Here is an 18,295-nt window from a genome sequence, read left to right as displayed (position 1 = left end):
CATGAGTTGGGCTCCTGATGCAGAGAAGGAACGGAGCGGCGCATTTCGGAGCTTACTTCGCGAGGTTGAAGCATCTCTGACCGAGCGTGTGAGCGCAATCTGGGATTGGTTGCCCGAGCCGAAAATTGAACACACCAATGCGATCGCGAAACATTGTGGTCTCACTTCCTCGGGCAAGGGCGTGCTGCGCGAGGTCCTTTACATCATGATCCAGGAGCATGCCCGGTTCCGGCAGCAGATCCTAGCCCACCATGGTGATTTCTACGATGCCGATCCGGGCGAAGGGATGTTCATTGATCAGCAGGAGCAGGCGGCGGAATATCTGGCAGCGGCACGCGCTGAAGCCAGGCTGATGCTGAAGCTGCTGCCGGACAAAAGGTGGGGCCCTAAGATGCCTTGGATGGTACTCGACTAATAGAGCGTCGTGATGCGAGTTGGACGGTGCCAGTGGTTGACTGTCCTGGCTGCTTCCTCAGCGTTTCCCTTAAAATTGCGCAGCAGCCGGATCACATCAGGGTAAGACCGCTGGCTTAAACGCAATTCTTCACTGCGCCGGCCGGCAGTATACTGGCGCCCCTGCTGCGGCGGGACCAGTTCCGTACTGTGAGGGCCGAGGGAGCAGGCTGTATCCGTGGGAAGAGGCACGGCACCATGGGTTGTCAACCACTAGGAGGTGTTGCTTGGTTGCAACATCTCACTTTTTTGAGCCCAGCCTGTAAATTTCTCGGCCTCTCAAGTGAATAATAGGGATCACAGAGATGAGGTCCCCTTGTTGATCAGCGAAACTCCATTGGAAGCGTCCCCCCGGATCGGACGTTTCTGGTTCATCGGCCAAGAGAGTGCCGGAGAGCCCCGCTCAGCTTCGATCCTCATTGCTTCCTTCGAATCCGTCGAAGCGCGCAGAGCCGCCATTACTGAAGAGGACGCGGAGCAGATGGGCGGTCGGCACTACTCCCCCGTCATGTTCGCTGACGAAATATGGCCTTATGTGCGGGTGCATTATCCGTGGGTGGGATACAGGTCGAGCGATTACTATCCGGGCGGGCAGGTGATCTGGTCCGACGATACGAAGCACGCGACATTCGTTATCAATCCGAACCTCAATGACCCGCGCTTCATCGAGGTGATCGCTGCACGCTTCAATGTGCCCCCCAATACAATGGAAATCCTGGAAACACGGAGCAGGGCGAAGGCTCGCATTGGCTTTCCGGATCCGGGCGCTCCGCAAGAACCGGAAATCAGGCTCTCATCGGGGCTGGATACCGAGGACACCACCTCAGCCGAAAAATACATCTATGCTGACCGCGCGCGGGGCACGCTTCTCGGACTGGCCATCGGGGATGCTCTCGGGGCAACACTTCAGTTCACGAGGCGCGACTCGACGCCCGTTGTCCGCGATCTCGTGGGCAGCGGTCCCTTCAGGCTGGAGCCAGGGCAATGGACCGACGATACGAGTATGGCGCTGTGCCTGGCCGACTCTCTTATTGCATGCCCTGACTTCAACCGCTGGGACCTGATGGATCGCTTCGTGCGATGGTGGCGGTGCGGCGAGAACAGCGTGACGGGCACATGCTTTGATATCGGGAAGACGACGCAGAAGGCCCTCGCGCTGTATGAGCGAACGGGAAAGACCGCCCGGGAAGGGTCCCAGGATTCAAAACAGGCCGGCAGCGGATCGCTTAAGCGTCTTGCGCCGGTTGTCATCGCGGCCGTGCCGGATCGTTCGCTTGCAACGGTTCTTGCCGAACTTCAAAGCCGTCTGACGCATCCCGCACCCATTGCGCATGATGCCTGCCGCTTCTTCGCCCAATTGCTTGTCGAGGCCATCACGGGTGGAAGCAAGGACAGCGTGCTCCGTTCCCGCCCGTGGTTTGGTGCCAGCGAAATTCGTGTAATTGCGGCCGGCGAGTGGGAGCCGAAGTCACGGGATGAGATTTACTCCTCCGGTTACGTGGTCTCGACCCTCGAGGCGGCTCTCTGGTGCGTGGCGGGGACGGACAGCTTTGAGGAGGCCCTGATTCTCGCGGCTAATCTTGGCGATCACTCGGATACCGTGGCTGCCGTAACGGGCCAGCTTGCAGGTGCGCTGTATGGTATGAGTGGCATTCCTCAGCGCTGGCTCGATAACGTTGCCTGGAAAGATCAAATCCTGGACCGCGCGAATGCGCTCCTTCAAGGCAAGACGGGCATCCGATGACCCCATCTGCCGCACTCCCTTCAACCGTTCGTACACAGGCGCCGGCCGGAATGCGGGTTCGCATTCACCGTGGCACACAGCAGATCGGAGGCACATGTGTTGAGCTTGAATGTGACGGCGCGCGGATCCTCCTCGACCTGGGCATGCCTCTCGACGGGGAGGATGGCGATCCTTCGCTCCTGCCCGATGTCGCGGGCCTGAAGGCGCCGGACAACAGCCTGCTCGCACTGGTGATCTCCCACGGTCACGCCGACCACTGGGGCCTGGCTCCCAGGGCAGCCGTCATGCCGAAGATTGTCATGGGAGCCGCGACACGGCGGATTCTGTGTGCAGCGGCTCCGTTCCTGCCGAAGCCCTTTGCGCCTGAGAACACGCTCGACCTCGTCGACCGGGTGCCCCTCCAGATCGGTCCGTTCCGCATCACGCCCTATCTCGTCGATCATTCTGCTTATGATGCCTATGCGCTGGAGATCGAGGCGGGTGGACGGCGCCTGTTCTACTCGGGCGACATCCGCGCCCATGGACGTAAGGCGGGTCTGTTCGAGAAACTCATTGGCAAGCCACCGTCCGATATAGATGTGATGCTCATGGAGGGATCGAGCCTCGGCCGTCTCGATGCCGACGCGCAGTTTCCGACAGAGGCGGAGATCGAGGCCCGCCTCGTAGAGAGCTTGACGCCCGAAGGGTTCGTTCTCGTGTCAGCCTCGGCACAGAACATCGATCGCATGGTGAGCCTGTACCGCGCCTGCAGGCGAACCGGCCGGATGCTCGTTCTGGACCTTTACGCAATGGAGGTGTTGCGGGCGACGGGCAATCTCAATATCCCGCAGGTGGGCTGGCCGAAGCTGGCCGTATACATTCCGCAGTATCAGCGGGTCCGGATCAAGCGCATGAACCGCTTCGATCTGCTCGCGCCGTATAAATCCAGCCGGATCTACCCTGAGGCTCTGGCAAAGCTCGCCTCCCGCGCGGTGATGCTGTTTCGCCCTGCAATGCTTGCGGATGTTGACAGGGTGAGAATGGCCAGCAGCACAAGGGCCATCTGGTCTCAGTGGGACGGCTATCTGAAGGACGGCGCAGGCCAGAAGCTGCGGGATGATCTCGAGGCCCGCTCAATCCCGCTGGAGGTGATCCACACCTCAGGCCATGCGAGCATCAGGGACCTGAAACGTCTGGCGCAGGCGTTCAATCCTGGGGCGCTGGTGCCGATTCATACTTTTGAGGCTGACAGGTTCGCCTCCTATTTCGAGAATGTAGTGCGCCGGACTGACGGCGAGTGGTGGGAGGTTTAATGGTCAACGCATTCCAACGAAAGCTGCCTGACGGCGCGCTGGAGTATCTTGGCACGATGCCATCCTGGTGGCAGGACGTGCTCGCGTACCGATACAAGGACCGGCAGGGCGCGAGCCAACCACTGCTGATTGCACTGCGCGACGGATATCTGAATGTCTATGCCGAAGGTCAGTCCGTCCTGAAGGTCGGATTCGATACCCGTCGGCACGGAAATGTGCGCGTGCGTTGCAGGATTCATCACAAGTACGTTCCGGAAAGCAATTCCAGAAGCGTATACCTTGACTTCGATGGACTCCGAATAACGCAGGGCAGGGGGCGCGACGTCATTCAGACGTATGCGGGTCCTGAGACCCTACATGGCTGGGTGGAGGCGGCCCGCACTCATTCCGGCGATGAAAAAAAGGGAGTTGCGATAATCGCCAACCGGCATCTTAACGTAATCGATGTTGAGATGGCTCTGCCTGCAGATGAGCCGGTCAAACCGGATGGCAGGAAGGTAGCGAACCGGATGGACATCGTCGCCCTCGAACCGGAGGGAGAAGGTGCCCGGATTGTGTTCTACGAGGCAAAGCTCTTTTCAAACCCGCAGCTGAGAGCAGAGGATCTCAGCCCTCCTGTCCTCAGGCAATTAGGAACCTACCGGGACTACGTTTCCCAGCCTGTTCGCCACCAGCAGATTCTCGCTGCCTACAGGAACGCGTGCGCGGTGCTTGATGCAATCAGCAGAATGCGCGGAACAGAGCCCAGCCCTCTTGTTCGAAGGGTCGCAGAGGGAGGGCCGATCAGTCTCGACGTAGAGCCCAGGCTCATCATATTCGGCAAGCAGGAGCAGAGGATCAGGAGTCAGGCAGCATGGGACAAGCATAAGCAGATCCTCCACGAGAACTGCATCATCATTCACAGTGAAAATCCCGAGGAGATCAGGCTTGGTCTTTAGTGAGGCTGACATCATACGGAGGCGGGAGCGCCTGGAGGCGCTTGTCGCCTTCCTTCCCCGGTTCGAGGCAGAGGACTTTCAGTTCGCCTCCTGGGTCGAGCCGAAGCAGAGCGCCGACACAATCATAGAGGGCAGATTCACACTCGGGCGTGAGGCGGCCGCATTCGTGAAGGCGGCCTACGATCATGATTGGGTAAAAAGCTTCAAATGGTCATCTTGGGCGCAGTCGGAGGAAGCTGCGCAGCTCAGGGACGACGAACGGGTGCTTGCTCATGCTGACGAGGACCAACTCGCTAAGCTTCTGACCACCTGCATCCGGTCTGACCGGTTCGTGGAAGGGACTCTTGCCCACAGCTTCGAGACCGGGCTCCTGACGCGCATCCTTCACCGCGCACGGGTGTTGTTGTCGGAACTTGATACAACGGGCTGACTGTTTCAAGCGGAACGGGCCGTGCCGACTGCGCCTGCAGGAGAGTCAAGAGGGCCACCGCACGTGTGTTGCCCTCGACGGGCACGGCGACGATCAAAGAACAGGTCCTGCCAGAGCTCTACCGCAGCCCATCCGAGTGGAACGAAAAAACCGACCGTGACAAATACTTATCATCAAGGCCACGACATGACAGAAGCCGCCGATCAGTGCGCTCCGCTCCCTGTTCAAATGGACCCGACCGTTTATGCGGAGCTGTTCAGGAAACGCTCGCAGCCCGCGAAGCCCATTGCTGGCGTATGTGGGCGGGTCATGCGCGGCCGCCGCGGCTCATCTTCGTTCGACCGCCTGTCGTTCCAGAACGGACGGCGTCTGGCATGGGTCACCGGTCCGGCCGGACTGCTGAGATTCCTGAACATGTCCGATACGGAGATCGTTATCGGCGGCATCGGCAAGAGCCGCACTTGGCTGGACGAGAAACTGCGGGAGGGCATGGGGTGGAAGCTGGCTATCGTTCCTCAGACCGGTGGGGAGCTGGCCAACTGGGACGGAGTGTTTTCCATGATTCGGGGCCACTATCCGGAAAGGATTGCAACCAAGCTGCTGCGCTGGAAAAGTGAACTGGCTGATGGAGCGCTTGCAACGAAGATCGAAGCCCGCCTTGTAACAGGCGAGATCAAGGACAACCCATCCCATCCACTGCACATGTCAGAGGAAACATATCTCGCATGCGAGGACACAGCCGTGAATGCCCGCCTGTTTCTCTGGCACTCACTGGGCGTGAGCGAGCAATTCACCGGCACCGGTTACACGACAGGCGGTGCGGATGAGTACCTGGTGCCAAATCAGACGTTTGCCGACATGTCCTCCTATACATTGATCGAACTGCACGTGGATTGAACGGTGACGATGCACGAGCTGCGCCTGTGAGATCGAAAGCTGTTAAACGACGACCAGCTTGGAAGCTGGAGCGCAAGCGGTTCCGGAGGTTGGAGCGTGCTGATCTGCAGGTATCAGAAGAGGGCTGGGTTTCCTTCCCTCAAGGCCCGAAAGTGGCCTGTCGATCGAGGCGCATGCCTTAGTGGGGCCTGCTGCATATCGTACTGCTGGGAGTGACAGGCAGAGTGGGGTAGGAGACTGCTCAGATCAGTCTCTGATCAAACGACTTCTGTAATGGGCGTCGGGCCTTACAATGTATCGCTCCGTGCCTTAACGCTCCTCACCAAAATCGCGCTCCTGCGGTGGAGGGTCATCCGGTTCCTCGATTTCAGGAAGCTTGAGGATGAGCCAGTAAATCTTGGCTAGCGTGCGTGGTTTTCGGCACTTGAGCCGATAGCGGCGCTTGCGTTTAATCATGATGTTTATCCAGAAGCTACAGCACACGCACGGCAAATTCGTCGAACGATTCTGGTACCAGCAGGCTGGGATTCGGAGCAGGATACCAGCGCACCCGGAGTAGAATCACTAACTAATCAAAATGCCTACCCTTGAACGTTGCATATCTCTGAAGCGAGACGGAGATGGATTCTGAACCGAGTTTCCCAAAGGCTTTGCGACATCTCCAGATAGGAGTCTGAATGATCTGATCTAACAGCACATTGGACTTTAGATCATCAAGGGATCAGCGAGATGACTTCCTAGCTCATTGGGCATACCGTGGACTAGTGTCGGGCGAGTCAGAACTATAGAATATTGACAGTAATAACTTAGATTTTTTTAGCTAGGAAATCACCTTCTCTTCCCTGCGCCTCGCGGCTAGGGACTGTCTGACGCGGCGCGGCGGGTGCCCGTTGTGGAAGCTTCCGCAGAACGCACATTTGTAGGTGATAAGGCCACGCAATCCCTTTGTGGCGGAGACGGCGATCTCCTTTGATGAGAATCGCCGCTTACCCTCGCACGACTTTCGTCTCTTGTGTCGCTTGGAGGCCATAGCTTTCTCGCTACCGCAGGATCAGCGGCGTCCGCGACCTGAGCGTCTCTCGCGCGTGCGGGAGGAGATACCCAACTCATCCCGCCTTCTCTCGGCGTCTGCCGGCATCCCGGGATACGTGGGACTCCCGTTCAGGATGGCCTTTACTTCGGCTAGCATGTCGTCGCACCAGTGCGGGATGCGGCAGACGAGTATGCCAGCTTCTGCCAAGGCGGCTACCTTGGCTTCGTCCAGCGCGCGACGGCTCTCGAATGACTTTCGGTCCTTGATGGCGAAGTGCGCTGTGCGATCATAGTGCTGAATCCCATCGTACTCGATGACGCGCTTGAGCTCGGGAAGGAGGAAGTCAGCGTATCCGACAGTGGAAACCAATCCGCCAGAACCGTGGAGCCGGACTGGGACTGGGTACTGGCGCTGGTACTGTACGCCCTCTTGATCAAGCTGGTAAGCGATAGCCTCCTCACATCTCCACTTGGTATTGCAAGCCTGACAGCGCGTTGGTGCTTGAGAGCCATTCCCGATGACAAGATTAACAGCGCTCGTCCATTTATTCCCGCAGCCCGCGTCAGTGCAACGGAAGGTGCTTTTCGAAGATAGAGTGCCTCCGTATGCCTCAACGACAATATCATCGCCGTGGACCTCACGCACACGCTCCTCAGCAAAGGCGAGCTTCTTCTTCTTGGCGCATTCCGGACAGGGAAGAGATCCTCGTACGATTGAGGTCCATGCGGTCGCCTTCAGCTCGGACCGACAACATGCGCACCTGAGTCCGCGTACGTATTTTTCTGGACCCTTCCGACTGAGTTCATCGGCGCGGATGAGGATCGCTTCTGCAGCATCCAGAGGCAGACCGAGATCCGTGATTGTGTTTTGAAGCCTTTCGATTGTGCGCTCGTACTGCGGACCAGAAGGGCCGACCTTCGAGCACGTCCGGCAAGGCTGCTGCCCTTTCTTAAGCTTCGAAACCTGGGGTTCTGCATTAAGGTCGGTTTGGCAGACCCGGCAATGGAGACCACGGACCCTAAGGTTTCTCTCCCCGTCTCGGTAGAAAATCTTGGCGCCGGTCAGGTCGAGATTTCCCAAGCTCTCGACCTGACGGAGCGAATTCAGGAACTCATCGTAAACGCGGGGGTCATTCCAGTTTTTGTTTTCCTGACGCTTGGCACCCTGCAATACTTTAGGGGGCTTCTGGAAGCGCCGGGCTTCCTTGTGCAGATCAAGCCCCCTGTCTCGCCATCCTCTCACAGTCTCTTTGTTAATGCCGTAGGTCTCGCTGACCACGGCGACCTCATCGTTGCCAAGCATGTTCTTGATCCACGACGTCAAGTCCTCGGTGACGTCGGTTCCTTCTGCGACGAGCCAGAATTGCTTCTGCACGCCCTTCATGTTCAGACCGAACGTCTTGCTTACGTGATCCGCAAGGGCCTTCTTGGACGGGTAGATAGCTCCCCCGAAAATCAGTTGTTTCGACTGGCCGTCCTCCCCGATGGCGGGATTGGCGAGTTTCGACATCCGCTCAGCAACGAGCCGATCGAGCAGCGGCTTGACATCGATCTTCGGGTCCATGTCCTTCTGATAGTACCTGACGGTCGTGATCGGCAGCCCGGAAAGGACGGCGAGGTCGCGCAGACCGTTGGCGGTCTTTCCGCCATAGATAAATTCGTGCTTCACCAGCCACTGCCCTCGCCGCGAGGATTTTGATGATGGCTTTGCGCCTCCGGGTGCCACAGTGTTCATACAAGTGTTCCTTGATCCTGTTCGGGACAGTCGAAAGGGGTCGAGTGTTCTATGAGAAGGCTCTCTCGAGCAGTGCCTCAACGACCTTGTCATAAGGTTGGAAGACCTGGATCCTCCTGCTTCCGTAGTGGATTTCACTCTCGTTCCGGAGACAATCCGTGTCGCAGACGAGGAGGTTCCTGGCGTCGGCAGGGAGTAGGTAACGTCTTCCGTCACCATCGGTGACTTCAAGGAAGCGGCCGATACGGCGAATCGTGTTTTCCATTTTGGTTAGATTCCTACTTTGGCCATCGGAGATTGGAGCTCTCCGTCCGCAGTTGGCTCGTAAAGCCTGATCAACGGCATCTACGCTATTGAGAAAGCGGAACCTCGTTCAGACCAAATGGTGATTTGCGCTCTTTCTCTGCGGATGAACCCACTCCTAAGTCCGTCGCATTTTCCACGTTTTGAAACCACCTTCGACCATTCCCGGGAATCCGACCTCCTGATAGCTGCCGAGAGCTGCAGTCAGACCCGCAGGTACAGAACTGGCGGCTTGTCAACCAACGTCGCACCCGGAACATTCTCTCCGGCCTTCAGCGCTTGGCCTATCGCCTGCTTGTTCGGTTCGACCTTGATGCGCAGGAACTCCTCGGGGAGGAGATCCTGAGTATGCACATCGACTTCCTGGCCTCCAGACTTCACTAGAACCGTAAGCTCATGGGTCGGCAATCGCTTCAATCCGGTATCGAGCATGGCATGAAGGATCTTTTGTCGGAGGCGATCGGCGCGCGTTTCGTACCGCACCTTGCGGGCTTCGAGGCTGTCAATCAGCCCATCAATTCCTTTGGCTTGAGCTTTCAGCAACAAAACACTCTGTGCGGCACGTGCAAGAAGCTCCGGGAGGTCACTCACGCCCTCAAGAGTATCGAGTAGAGCCGGATCATGCTCGTCTAAGTCGAACTCCTGCTTAATACTCTGCTTGAGATTGGTATAAGTCTTCACCTCTTTTGGCAGAGCAAGGGAGAAGTGGCATGCGTCCGTGTGCTCCTCAAGCATTGAAGCGCTCCCCCGCTATCATGGCGTCCCGAAAGGCCTCTTCAGAAAGAAAACGGCGGTCCAAAAGAATAAATTGGCGTTTGGTCGCACCTGGATCGGATCGCCGCAGAGTCAGATCCACCACCCCCACCTTCCATTCCGGGATTCCCGGTCGGGGCGCGGCGAGGGTCCCGGCCAGAACAGTTACACCATTGCGGTTAAAGTCTTCCACGGCGGCGAGGATGCCCTCGTAAATCTCGCGTCTGCCGACCTCTGCATCGATCACGGTTCCACTTGCCCAGCCGCTAAGCAGGAAGTTCGCACCGTCCAGCCAGTCCTGCAGCTTGGCGACACGCTCTTGATGAGAGTCATCGATTGCGGAGGAGCGAATGATGTAGGAGTGGCAGCGCGCTAGCTCGCGCGCCAGCGACTGGGTCCGCAAGGGCCTCACGAGTACCGTTTCGAATTCAAGCGCGTTCTGCGCTGCGAGTTCCTCAGGGGTAAGCCGACGTCGGGGCTCGTAGAAGGTGCCGTTTTCCTCGCCGAGAGCCTGAGCAATGCGATCGAGGTTCTCCTTGCTAACCTTTTCCGCACGTTCCACGCGCTCGACGGTTGACAGTGAGACGTCCGCGAAGGTGGCCAAGGTTGCCTTCTTCCAGCCTCTCGAACGGCGGCTGACGCGAACGTACATCGCGATGAACTCCAGGGATAGAACCTGCATCTCACCTGGTTTGATGTTCTGCTGCTGCTGAGAGATCCGCCTGAGAAGTTCTTTGTCGTCCATAAGTGACCTCCTGTGTCTGCCCATAGCGTCGCTCAGCTCGATCGCTTGAAAAAGGCCAAAAAAACCTTCAGTGCTCCAGGCATCACCACTCGGGATGTTAAATTAACCAAGGAGATCGTAACTCGCCCATCCACGCTGGGCCCACTTGTTCCGTGCCGGCGCCAGCTCCCGAGGATGATCTGTGCTTCCTACCGCGTGTAGAAGATTTCTCCTTTCAGCACCTCGTCTTGGAGCTGTGACCTCCATCACGCCGATCTGCCGGATGGCCGGAACCTCATTTGGATCTCCGATGGAGTGGTGATGCGATCCCTCAAGGATCCGGCGCAAATTTGACAGCTCGCCGCCGGATAAGCCGCTCGTGACCATCAGCATCTCTTTTCCTTCGTCTTGGAAACCGCGGCAATTTATCATCCCTCGGAGGCGCCGTGACTTGCTCTCAGCTCTAGTTCGGAGCCGTTCGAGACACATCATGAACACTAAATCCTCCCGAACCCAGTGGGCCGCCTAAATCCTGCCGGCCGCTGCACCCTCTGCGGCCTTTCGCGGGGTATCTCAGAGACCTGCAGCGGATGAGTTCGTGCAGTGAGATAGTCGAGCGCTTGGCTGGTGGAATCGACCTGATCGTCATGGCGGCCGTTCGGAAATGCAAGCAGCTCGTCGAGCCAGCCGGCCAGCCAAGACGCATCCGGCGGCACATGCACCTGACCCGACTCAAACCGCGCTGACTGGGCGAGGAAACGCGCCTCCTTGTCAAAGCGGGGCCTGCGCAGGATGGCCCGCCACTCGCCCGACCGGCGCAGATCCTGCGTGATCGCCCGCCCGATGTCCGTGTCCTCAATAATGGTCTGATCAGCGCTCCAGGTCTGGGACAGGCGCAGGACCTCCCGTCGCAGCTCCGGCACCTCAAAGCGGCCGCGCACCAGATCGAGCAGGTAGAAGTCGAGCCCCTTCGCACCCCAGACCGTCCCAACCGAGTAGTCCGAGGTCTCCGACAGGGTGGAGGCGGTATCCCAGCTGGCGATCACCATATCGAAGCTGGAAGGCCGCGCGGCATAGGTGCGCAGCCATTCCCGTTTGACGATGTTACCCTCCGGTGGCACCGGCGCCTGCTGATACTGGGCCGAGAAGGTCAGTGATCCCTGTGACCGGCGCATCTGCTCCAAGATATCGCGCGGCTCCCGGGCGGCATGCAGCACCTCGCCCGCGCGCCGGATGTAGATATCCTCCGGATCATTACTGAGCTGATACGCCCGCTCCTCCGTCTCGATCGCCGGGATCGAGACAACCTCCCAGTCTCCCTTCGCCAGCACATGGCCAACCAGATCATCCTGGTGCAGGCGCTGCATGATGATGACGATCGCACCGGTACGCTTGTCGTTCAGACGGGTATAGAGGGTGTTGTCGAATGCCTCAGTCACCCGCCGGCGCTCCTTCTCGGATAGAGCATCAGTCGCCTTGATAGGATCATCGATGACGATGAGGTCCGCGCCGCGGCCTAGGATCGAGCCGCTCATGCCAGCGGCATAGCGGTAGCCCTGCTGAGTCGTGACCAGTTCCGTGTTGCGCGGGCGCTTGGAGGCGAGCCGCATCTGCGGGAAGAGTTCCCGGTACCAGGGGCTGTCGATTACGGTTCGGGTGTCCACCGACAGCTTGCGGGCGAGATCATCGGCGTAGGATGCGCAGATGATGCGCCGGGTCGGATCCCGGCCCAGCACCCAGGCGGTGAAGCCGACCGAGACAGTGATCGACTTCATCGAGCGCGGTGGGACGTTGATGATCAGCCGGCGCAGCTCGCCCCGGGCGACCCGCGTCAGCTGCCAGCACAGATGATCGATGTGCCAGTTGTGCTGGTAGGCGGTGCCGGGCTCGAGTGTGGCAAAGACCTTCTGGCTGAAGACGGAGAGGTCCTGTCGCAGCAGAGCCCGCAGGAGGCGCGCGCGGTCAGTCATGATCCCGATCCTCCCCTTCAGGCATGCCGTGATCATCGGGAGCAGGATCCGGGTTGGACGCAGGGCGCCTCCGCGACGGGCCGAGCGCCCGCTCCAAGAGGGCGACGTCCTCCTCCGGCAGCTCATCTGGGCGCTCGACCTCAGGGCCGGCATGGCGCTCGTAGCGGTCGAGCAGGCTGTCGATCGCCCGTGGCTGCCCACGAAGAGCCTCCTGGGCCTGGCGCAGGATGATGGCCTCGAGCAGTGGCACCTTGCGCTTGCGGCCGTTCTCGGTGAGCTCGATCTCGCTCTCAAGCACAGCCGTCATGACCGTCTTGAGATTGAGGCTGCCTTTCTTACGTCCACCTGGGTTGCCGGACTGGCCCGGCTTGAACTGGCTGGAGCGCGGTGGCTTGCCCCGGCCGACCTCATAGGCGGCCGGGGCGTCCGTGTTCTTTTTTCTGGACATGGCGCGTCACCTCACAGCACGCGGGGTGAGCGCTTACGGACCCGAGCCGTTGGAGCAGGTTCGGAGATGAGATCCAGTTCATGGCTGGCCTGTGGGTCAGACGCTGCCTCGCGCAACGCGGCCATCTCGGCAAAGGTGAGGCCCGTCTCGGCATGTCGGGCGATCTTGCCGGACCACTGCTCCCAGCGCCGCACGCTGACATCGACATAGTGCACGTCCAGCTCCACCGCATAGCCGCGTCGTCCAACCTTCGCGCAGGCGATGATGGTTGTCCCTGAACCCGAGAAGGCATCGAGCACGATGGCGTTGCGGCTTGTGACATCCCGGATGGCGTCCGCAATCATCCGCACGTTCTTCGGCGTCGGGTGCAGTTCCAGCTCTTTGCGCAGGCTGGCGGCTCCCGGGTAGTCCCACACGTTGGTGCGATTGCGTCCGAACCTGCCCAGCTGGACATGGTTGGCTCCCGGGCTCTCCGGGTCCTTGAAGACGAACACCAGCTCATGCTGGGAGCGGTAGAGTGAGCCCATGGCACCGGAGCCCTTGTTCCAGACGCACAGGTTCTTCAGCTCCAGGCTGGCTGCGTGTCCAGCCGTCAGCATCTCGCCCATGTGGCGCCAGTCCATGAAGCAGAACTGGTACCCGCCCGGTGTGAGGAAGCCGGAGCTTGCCTGCAGAAAAGCGCTCAGAAAAGGGGTGAAGGCCTCGCCGAGCTCGCCTGCACCCATGATGAATTCTTTATGCCGGCCCGGCTTGGCAACATGGCCGGAGATCGGCACGTCATAAGGAGCATCATGGATGCCCATGGCAGCCCGCTCATCTCCCAGAAGCCTGGCATAGGTAGCTTCATCCCGGGCATCGCCGCAGATCAGGCGATGTTCGCCAAGGAGCCACAGATCGCCAAGCCGGGAGACAGGGGATCCACCGACATTGTCCGGGAGAAACTCATCCGGATCAGCATTGGAGACCTGCTCCTGGCGCTCAATGAGCTGATCGATCTCGGGCGAGGCAAAGCCGGTGATGGTGAAGTCGAAATCCAGGTCGAGCGTTAGATCAAGCTCCAGCAGCTCCTTGAACTCGAGTGCCAGGAGTTCCTGGTTCCAGCCGGACTTTTCCGCCAGGCGGTTCAGAGCAATACGCAGGGTGCGCTTCTGGGCGTCATCAAGGTGGGTGAGGCGCACGACTGGGGCAGAGCGGTAGCCTGCCTTGCGGGCCGCCTCAAAGATCCCATGCCCGCCGACGATCTCACCGTCAGCATCGACCAAGATTGGCTGCACGAAGCCGAAGGCTTGGATGGAGGCTTCGAGCTGCTCGATGTGAGCGGGAGAATGGGTGCGCAAGGCGCGCTTGTAAGCCTTGAGGCTGTCGATCGGCACATACTCGACCGCGAGCTTCAGGTCACGGTGGAGCGCCTTCACTTTGCGGCTTGAAGGAGGGGCGGCGGCCCCTAGGGTCAGAGCCGGGGCAGAAATAGCGGTTAGTTCGCTCATAGCGATGGTCCTTTGAGACAATAGGGATCAACCCCGCTGCCGAGACGCGCCGGCAACGATCACCGTGAGATCAGACGATCCCGAGAAGTGGTTCGGCCGACATGGCCGAGGGCTGTCCGCGAGTTGCTCCCGAAGGAAATGCCGCTAGACAGATGGTGCTCTACACGAGCTTGATGCCTTGGTCAAGTACCTGAAGATAAAGCAACTTTCCTGACAAAGAGAGTGTCCAAGGCTTGCGGTACAGAGCCACGGAGAAGTGAGTGGTTCGCATGGACAAGGACTGGATTTTCCCTGCAAATTTCCCTCAGAGCAGTGAAAGGGTACGGGAGACTGGTTCGTACCCGACTGCCCGCACCACCATCTCCTCGCCAAGGCTCCGCTTTTTCAACGGGTATCAGCCCGCGGTCCATGCCCTGGAGCATTTTCCGGTGAAGTGGATCCGGTTCACCGTCAGAAGATGCGGCGAGGCCAAGAAGAGAGATGATTCCACGTGAGTGGAAGCAGCTCTAAAGCATCGGACGTGAAAAGTGGACTTGCACGTTTGGGATCCATCCGATGCTTTCTTCTTGAATGAGAGCATCGGTCAGAACGGACCCAGCGGGCCGCGCCAGCGAAAACCGGATCCACTTTTCACTGGCGTGGCCCTCTGGGTCCATCCGATGCTCTAAGGGGCAAGGTTGAACGCCTGCTTGATGCCCAGGACGATCCCGTTCACGGCCACGCTGGCGAGAATGAGCCCCATGACCCGGCTGATGACGCTGGCGCCTGCGTCGCCGATGAACTTGATGATCCGAGACGCCATCAGCATGAGCGCCAGCGTGACGAGCAGGACGAGGGCCATCTGGGCGACCGTCTCGGCCTGTTCCGAGAGGTCGAACTTGCTGTTGTCCGTGAGCGATACGACCGCCAGCATGGCGCCCGGACCGGCGATGGAGGGGATGGCCAGCGGGTAGATCGAACGGTCCACATCCGAGGTGACGATATCTTTTTCTTCGGATTCCGCCTTCGGCTCTCCGAAAATCATCGTGAGGGCAAACAGGAAAAGAACGATGCTGCCGGCGATCTGGAAGGCGTCGAGATTGATGTCCATGGCCTGAAGCAGCACCTGTCCGGCCACCACGAAGAACAGGAGGACGAAGAAGGCCGCCACCGTGGCCCGCAGAGCCGTTCGCCGGGCGGTCGCGGCACTCATGCCGGCCGTGACGGCAAGAAACACCGGGAGGGTTCCGATCGGGTCGATGACGACCCACAGGGTGATCAGGTCGGTGAAGAACTGGCTCATCGGCACGCGTCCTCGATGGAGTCGAATCAGTAAAGCCCGCCCTGGTCACAAAGCCAAGCTCGTCGGAACCGCTCGTTGTCTCGTGAGTGCCGCGTCCTGCGATGGGCACCGCTGTCACTTGCGCTCCCGATCTCCCATCGTGGTAGTCTCCCGGTCGACGACAGGAGCATCCGATGACGGGTCGAGCGGAAAGCCACAAAAGCCCTGTGCGGGGGCTTCAGTGCCCCAATGCCGAGAAGTCGATATCGCTGGCGCTCCAGGGCGGCGGCGCGCACGGAGCCTTCACCTGGGGTGTGCTCGACTATCTTCTCGAGGACGGGCGTCTCACCATCGAGGCGATCACGGGGGCGAGCGCCGGCTCCATGAATGCCGTCGTGCTCTTCGAGGGATGGCTCGAAGGTGGACGGGACGGCGCCCGCGAGCAGCTGCGCACGTTCTGGAAGCGGGTGAGCCTCGACGGCGTGCTCTCGCCGCTCCAGCGGTCCCTGTTCGACCGTCTGCTGAGCTACTGGAGCATGAACGAGTCCTCCCATCTCTGGTTCGATGCATGGTCCCGGGTCGCAAGCCCCTACGATCTCAATCCCCTCGACATCAATCCCCTGCGCGATGCCCTGACCAGCCTGATCGATTTCGAGCGGGTCAGGGCCTGCAAGGATGCGAAGCTGTTCATTGCGGCAACCAATGTCTGGTCCGGGAAGATCCGGATCTTCAAAGGCCCGGAACTGACCGTCGACCACGTGCTGGCCTCGGCCTGCCTGCCGATGATCTTCAGGGCCGTCGAGATCGACGGGGAGCCGTACTGGGATGGCGGCTATACGGGCAATCCGGCGCTTTTTCCGCTCTTCTACGAAACGATGTCGGACGACATCCTGCTGGTCCAGATCAATCCGATCGAACGCCGCTCGACCCCGCGGACCGTGCAGGAGATCCAGAATCGCCTGACCGAGGTCACCTTCAATGCCAACCTGCTGCAGCAGTTCAGGTCGATCGAGTTCGTGACCCGGCTCATCGACGAGGGCAAGCTTTCGACCAAGGACTACAAGCGGGTCTTCATGCACCGGATCCATGGAGGTGAAAAGCTCGACGAGTTCACCGCCGCGTCGCGGCTCAGCGCCCAATGGAGCTTCTTCAAGGAGCTGAAGGACCTCGGCAGAAGGGCCGCCCGCACATGGCTCTCCGACAATTACCGTCACATCGGGCAGAAAAGCACCCTCGACCTGCGCGACGCCTACACCTGACCACCTAGCCAAGCGGCTAGGTGGTCGCCGGTCTGGGGTGTTTCCACAATACGGTCTCGGTTCCTTTCGTTCGAATCTCACGAGGATGGTGTCGCTCCACGTGGCGGAGGCAGGCTTCGCAATCCCGGCGTTTCGATGTTGCGCATCTTGTCAGGCGCGCAACGATGTCTAGTATTGCATCGCAACAAGAACAGAAGCTCTCCCGCGCGCCATCGCGTACAGGGCCATAAGCTGACATTCGGAAGTCCAGTGCTGCGTCGATAATGCCGCTCAGGAGGTTACGCATGCGCTTTCCTCGGTCCTTGATTGTTTCCAGCGTTCTGTTGTCGTGGATCGCATCGGCGAACCTGGCCCTGGCTCAGGGCGGCCCTGCGCAGCCGCCCCCGCCGGTGACGGTCGCGAAACCCGTCGTGAAGGACATCGTCGAGCGGACCGACTTCATCGGACGGTTCGAGGCCACCGATCAGGTCGATATCAGGTCACGGGTGTCCGGGTACCTCGACAAGGTTCATTTCCAGGACGGCACCTTCGTCAAGGCCGGCGATCTCCTCTTCACCATCGATCCTCGTCCGTACCGCAACACGCTCGAGCAGGCGCAATCGGCCGTCACGTCCTCGCAGGTCCGCCTGGAATTCGCTCAGAGCGATCTGGACCGCGCCGAGCAGCTGCGCCGGACCGGCAACATCGCCGACCAGCTGTTCGACCAGCGGCGGCAAGCCTTTCTGACCGCGAAGGCCGAGCTGGACCGGGCCCAGGCGGCCCTGCGGCAGGCCCAGCTCGACGTGGAGTTCACTCAGATCAAGTCACCCCTGTCGGGACGCATTTCGCGCAAGCTCGTCTCCGAGGGGAACCTGGTCAACGCCAATGAGACGATCCTGACCAACGTCCTCTCGCTCGATCCGATCCAGTTCTACTTCGATGTGGACGAGCGTTCGTATCTTGCCTATTCACGCCAGGCGAAGGGCGGGACCAAGACATCCGCCAATGGCGAGACGAACGAGGTCGTGCTCACGCTGACGGACGAGCGCCTCGGACAGCGCAAGGGGCTGCTCGACTTCGTGGACAACAGGCTCGACGCGGCCAGCGGCACGATCCGCCTGCGCGCCGTGTTCGAGAACAAGGACATGTTCCTCACCCCCGGACTGTTCGGCCGCGTGACGGTCGGCGCATCCGATCCCTATCAGGGAATCCTCCTGCCCGACGAGGCCATCGGCAGCGACCAGGACCGGCGGGTGGTCTACGTGGTGGGCGAGAACAACATCGTCAATCTCAAGCCCGTGCGGATCGGTCCGCGGATCGACGGCTACCGGGTCATCCGTGACGGACTGACCGGCAATGAGACGGTGGTCGTGAACGGCCTCGTCCGGGTCCGGCCCGGCGCGCCGATCACGCCGCAGATGACGACCCTTCCCCCGGTCCGGGAACGAAACGGCAGCTGAACCTACGCGAGGAGGGCGCTTCCATGCGCTTTGCCCATTTCTTCGTCGACCGTCCCATCTTCGCGACAGTCCTGTCGGCGCTCTTCCTGATCATCGGCGGGATCGCCTACTCGACCCTGCCGGTCGCGCA

At 60.0% G+C, this 18,295-nt stretch carries 17 protein-coding genes; 8 read left to right on the top strand and 9 right to left on the bottom strand.

Annotation, left to right across the window (positions count from 1 at the left end; all coding sequences use genetic code 11):
• The first annotated feature begins 1 nt into the window (after position 1).
• The 6 genes from NF876_RS14880 to NF876_RS14855 all read left to right on the top strand — a co-directional run bounded on the left by NF876_RS14880 (position 2) and on the right by NF876_RS14855 (position 5,754).
• Positions 2-415, top strand: coding sequence for a hypothetical protein (locus tag NF876_RS14880; RefSeq protein ID WP_262269574.1), 414 nt, complete (start codon positions 2-4; stop codon positions 413-415).
• 354 nt (positions 416-769) lie between these two features.
• Positions 770-2,197 carry an ADP-ribosylglycohydrolase family protein gene (locus tag NF876_RS14875; protein ID WP_262269573.1) on the top strand — a complete coding sequence of 476 codons (1,428 nt, stop codon included), beginning with the start codon at positions 770-772 and terminating at the stop codon, positions 2,195-2,197.
• Positions 2,198-2,247: 50 nt separating this feature from the next.
• Positions 2,248-3,489 carry an MBL fold metallo-hydrolase gene (locus NF876_RS14870; RefSeq protein WP_262269572.1) on the top strand — a complete coding sequence of 414 codons (1,242 nt, stop codon included), beginning with the start codon at positions 2,248-2,250 and terminating at the stop codon, positions 3,487-3,489.
• Positions 3,489-4,427 carry a hypothetical protein gene (locus NF876_RS14865; protein WP_262269571.1) on the top strand — a complete coding sequence of 313 codons (939 nt, stop codon included), beginning with the start codon at positions 3,489-3,491 and terminating at the stop codon, positions 4,425-4,427. The genes NF876_RS14870 and NF876_RS14865 overlap by 1 nt, the downstream gene beginning before the upstream one ends.
• A complete protein-coding gene (locus tag NF876_RS14860) occupies positions 4,417-4,857 on the top strand; it encodes a DUF6508 domain-containing protein (RefSeq protein WP_262269570.1) in 441 nt (146 codons plus the stop codon). Before NF876_RS14865 ends, NF876_RS14860 begins: the two co-directional genes overlap by 11 nt.
• 156 nt (positions 4,858-5,013) lie before the next feature.
• Positions 5,014-5,754, top strand: coding sequence for a hypothetical protein (locus NF876_RS14855; RefSeq protein WP_262269569.1), 741 nt, complete (start codon positions 5,014-5,016; stop codon positions 5,752-5,754).
• 309 nt (positions 5,755-6,063) lie between these two features.
• Here NF876_RS14855 and NF876_RS14850 read toward each other — a convergent pair whose 3' ends face one another.
• The 9 genes from NF876_RS14850 to NF876_RS14810 form a co-directional block, all read right to left on the bottom strand.
• Complete coding sequence (locus tag NF876_RS14850) at positions 6,064-6,210, bottom strand: hypothetical protein (RefSeq protein WP_262269568.1); 147 nt, start codon at positions 6,208-6,210, stop codon at positions 6,064-6,066.
• A gap of 595 nt (positions 6,211-6,805) precedes the next feature.
• Positions 6,806-8,521 carry a putative endonuclease domain-containing protein gene (locus NF876_RS14845; RefSeq protein WP_262269567.1) on the bottom strand — a complete coding sequence of 572 codons (1,716 nt, stop codon included), beginning with the start codon at positions 8,519-8,521 and terminating at the stop codon, positions 6,806-6,808.
• A 49-nt stretch (positions 8,522-8,570) separates the two neighbouring features.
• Entirely contained in the window at positions 8,571-8,786 is a 216-nt protein-coding gene (locus tag NF876_RS14840; RefSeq protein WP_262269566.1) for a hypothetical protein, read from the bottom strand.
• Between the two features lie 242 nt (positions 8,787-9,028).
• On the bottom strand, positions 9,029-9,559 hold the full coding sequence (locus NF876_RS14835; RefSeq protein WP_262269565.1) for a siphovirus Gp157 family protein: 531 nt from the start codon (positions 9,557-9,559) through the stop codon (positions 9,029-9,031).
• A complete protein-coding gene (locus NF876_RS14830; protein ID WP_262269564.1) occupies positions 9,552-10,322 on the bottom strand; it encodes a helix-turn-helix domain-containing protein in 771 nt (256 codons plus the stop codon). The genes NF876_RS14835 and NF876_RS14830 overlap by 8 nt, the downstream gene beginning before the upstream one ends.
• 476 nt (positions 10,323-10,798) lie before the next feature.
• Positions 10,799-12,271, bottom strand: a complete 1,473-nt coding sequence (gene terL, locus NF876_RS14825) for a phage terminase large subunit (protein ID WP_262269563.1) — start codon at positions 12,269-12,271, stop codon at positions 10,799-10,801.
• The gene (locus NF876_RS14820) at positions 12,264-12,719 is read right to left on the bottom strand and encodes a DUF5681 domain-containing protein (RefSeq protein ID WP_262269562.1); all 456 of its coding nucleotides are present in this window, start codon (positions 12,717-12,719) and stop codon (positions 12,264-12,266) included. Before NF876_RS14820 ends, terL begins: the two co-directional genes overlap by 8 nt.
• 11 nt (positions 12,720-12,730) lie before the next feature.
• A complete protein-coding gene (locus tag NF876_RS14815) occupies positions 12,731-14,206 on the bottom strand; it encodes a site-specific DNA-methyltransferase (protein WP_262269561.1) in 1,476 nt (491 codons plus the stop codon).
• A 664-nt stretch (positions 14,207-14,870) separates the two neighbouring features.
• Positions 14,871-15,488 (bottom strand): MarC family protein, encoded by a 618-nt coding sequence (locus NF876_RS14810; RefSeq protein ID WP_262269560.1) that lies wholly within the window; start codon positions 15,486-15,488, stop codon positions 14,871-14,873.
• Positions 15,489-15,661: 173 nt separating this feature from the next.
• Here NF876_RS14810 and NF876_RS14805 point away from each other — a divergent pair, with 173 nt between their 5' ends.
• Entirely contained in the window at positions 15,662-16,726 is a 1,065-nt protein-coding gene (locus NF876_RS14805; RefSeq protein WP_262269559.1) for a patatin-like phospholipase family protein, read from the top strand.
• A 284-nt stretch (positions 16,727-17,010) separates the two neighbouring features.
• Complete coding sequence (locus NF876_RS14800; protein WP_262269558.1) at positions 17,011-18,165, top strand: efflux RND transporter periplasmic adaptor subunit; 1,155 nt, start codon at positions 17,011-17,013, stop codon at positions 18,163-18,165.
• Positions 18,166-18,295: the final 130 nt, after the last annotated feature.

The organism is Microvirga yunnanensis, from assembly GCF_025460875.1.
Note: the sequence above shows the minus strand (reverse complement) of the source record. Positions and strands in the feature narration are given on the sequence as shown.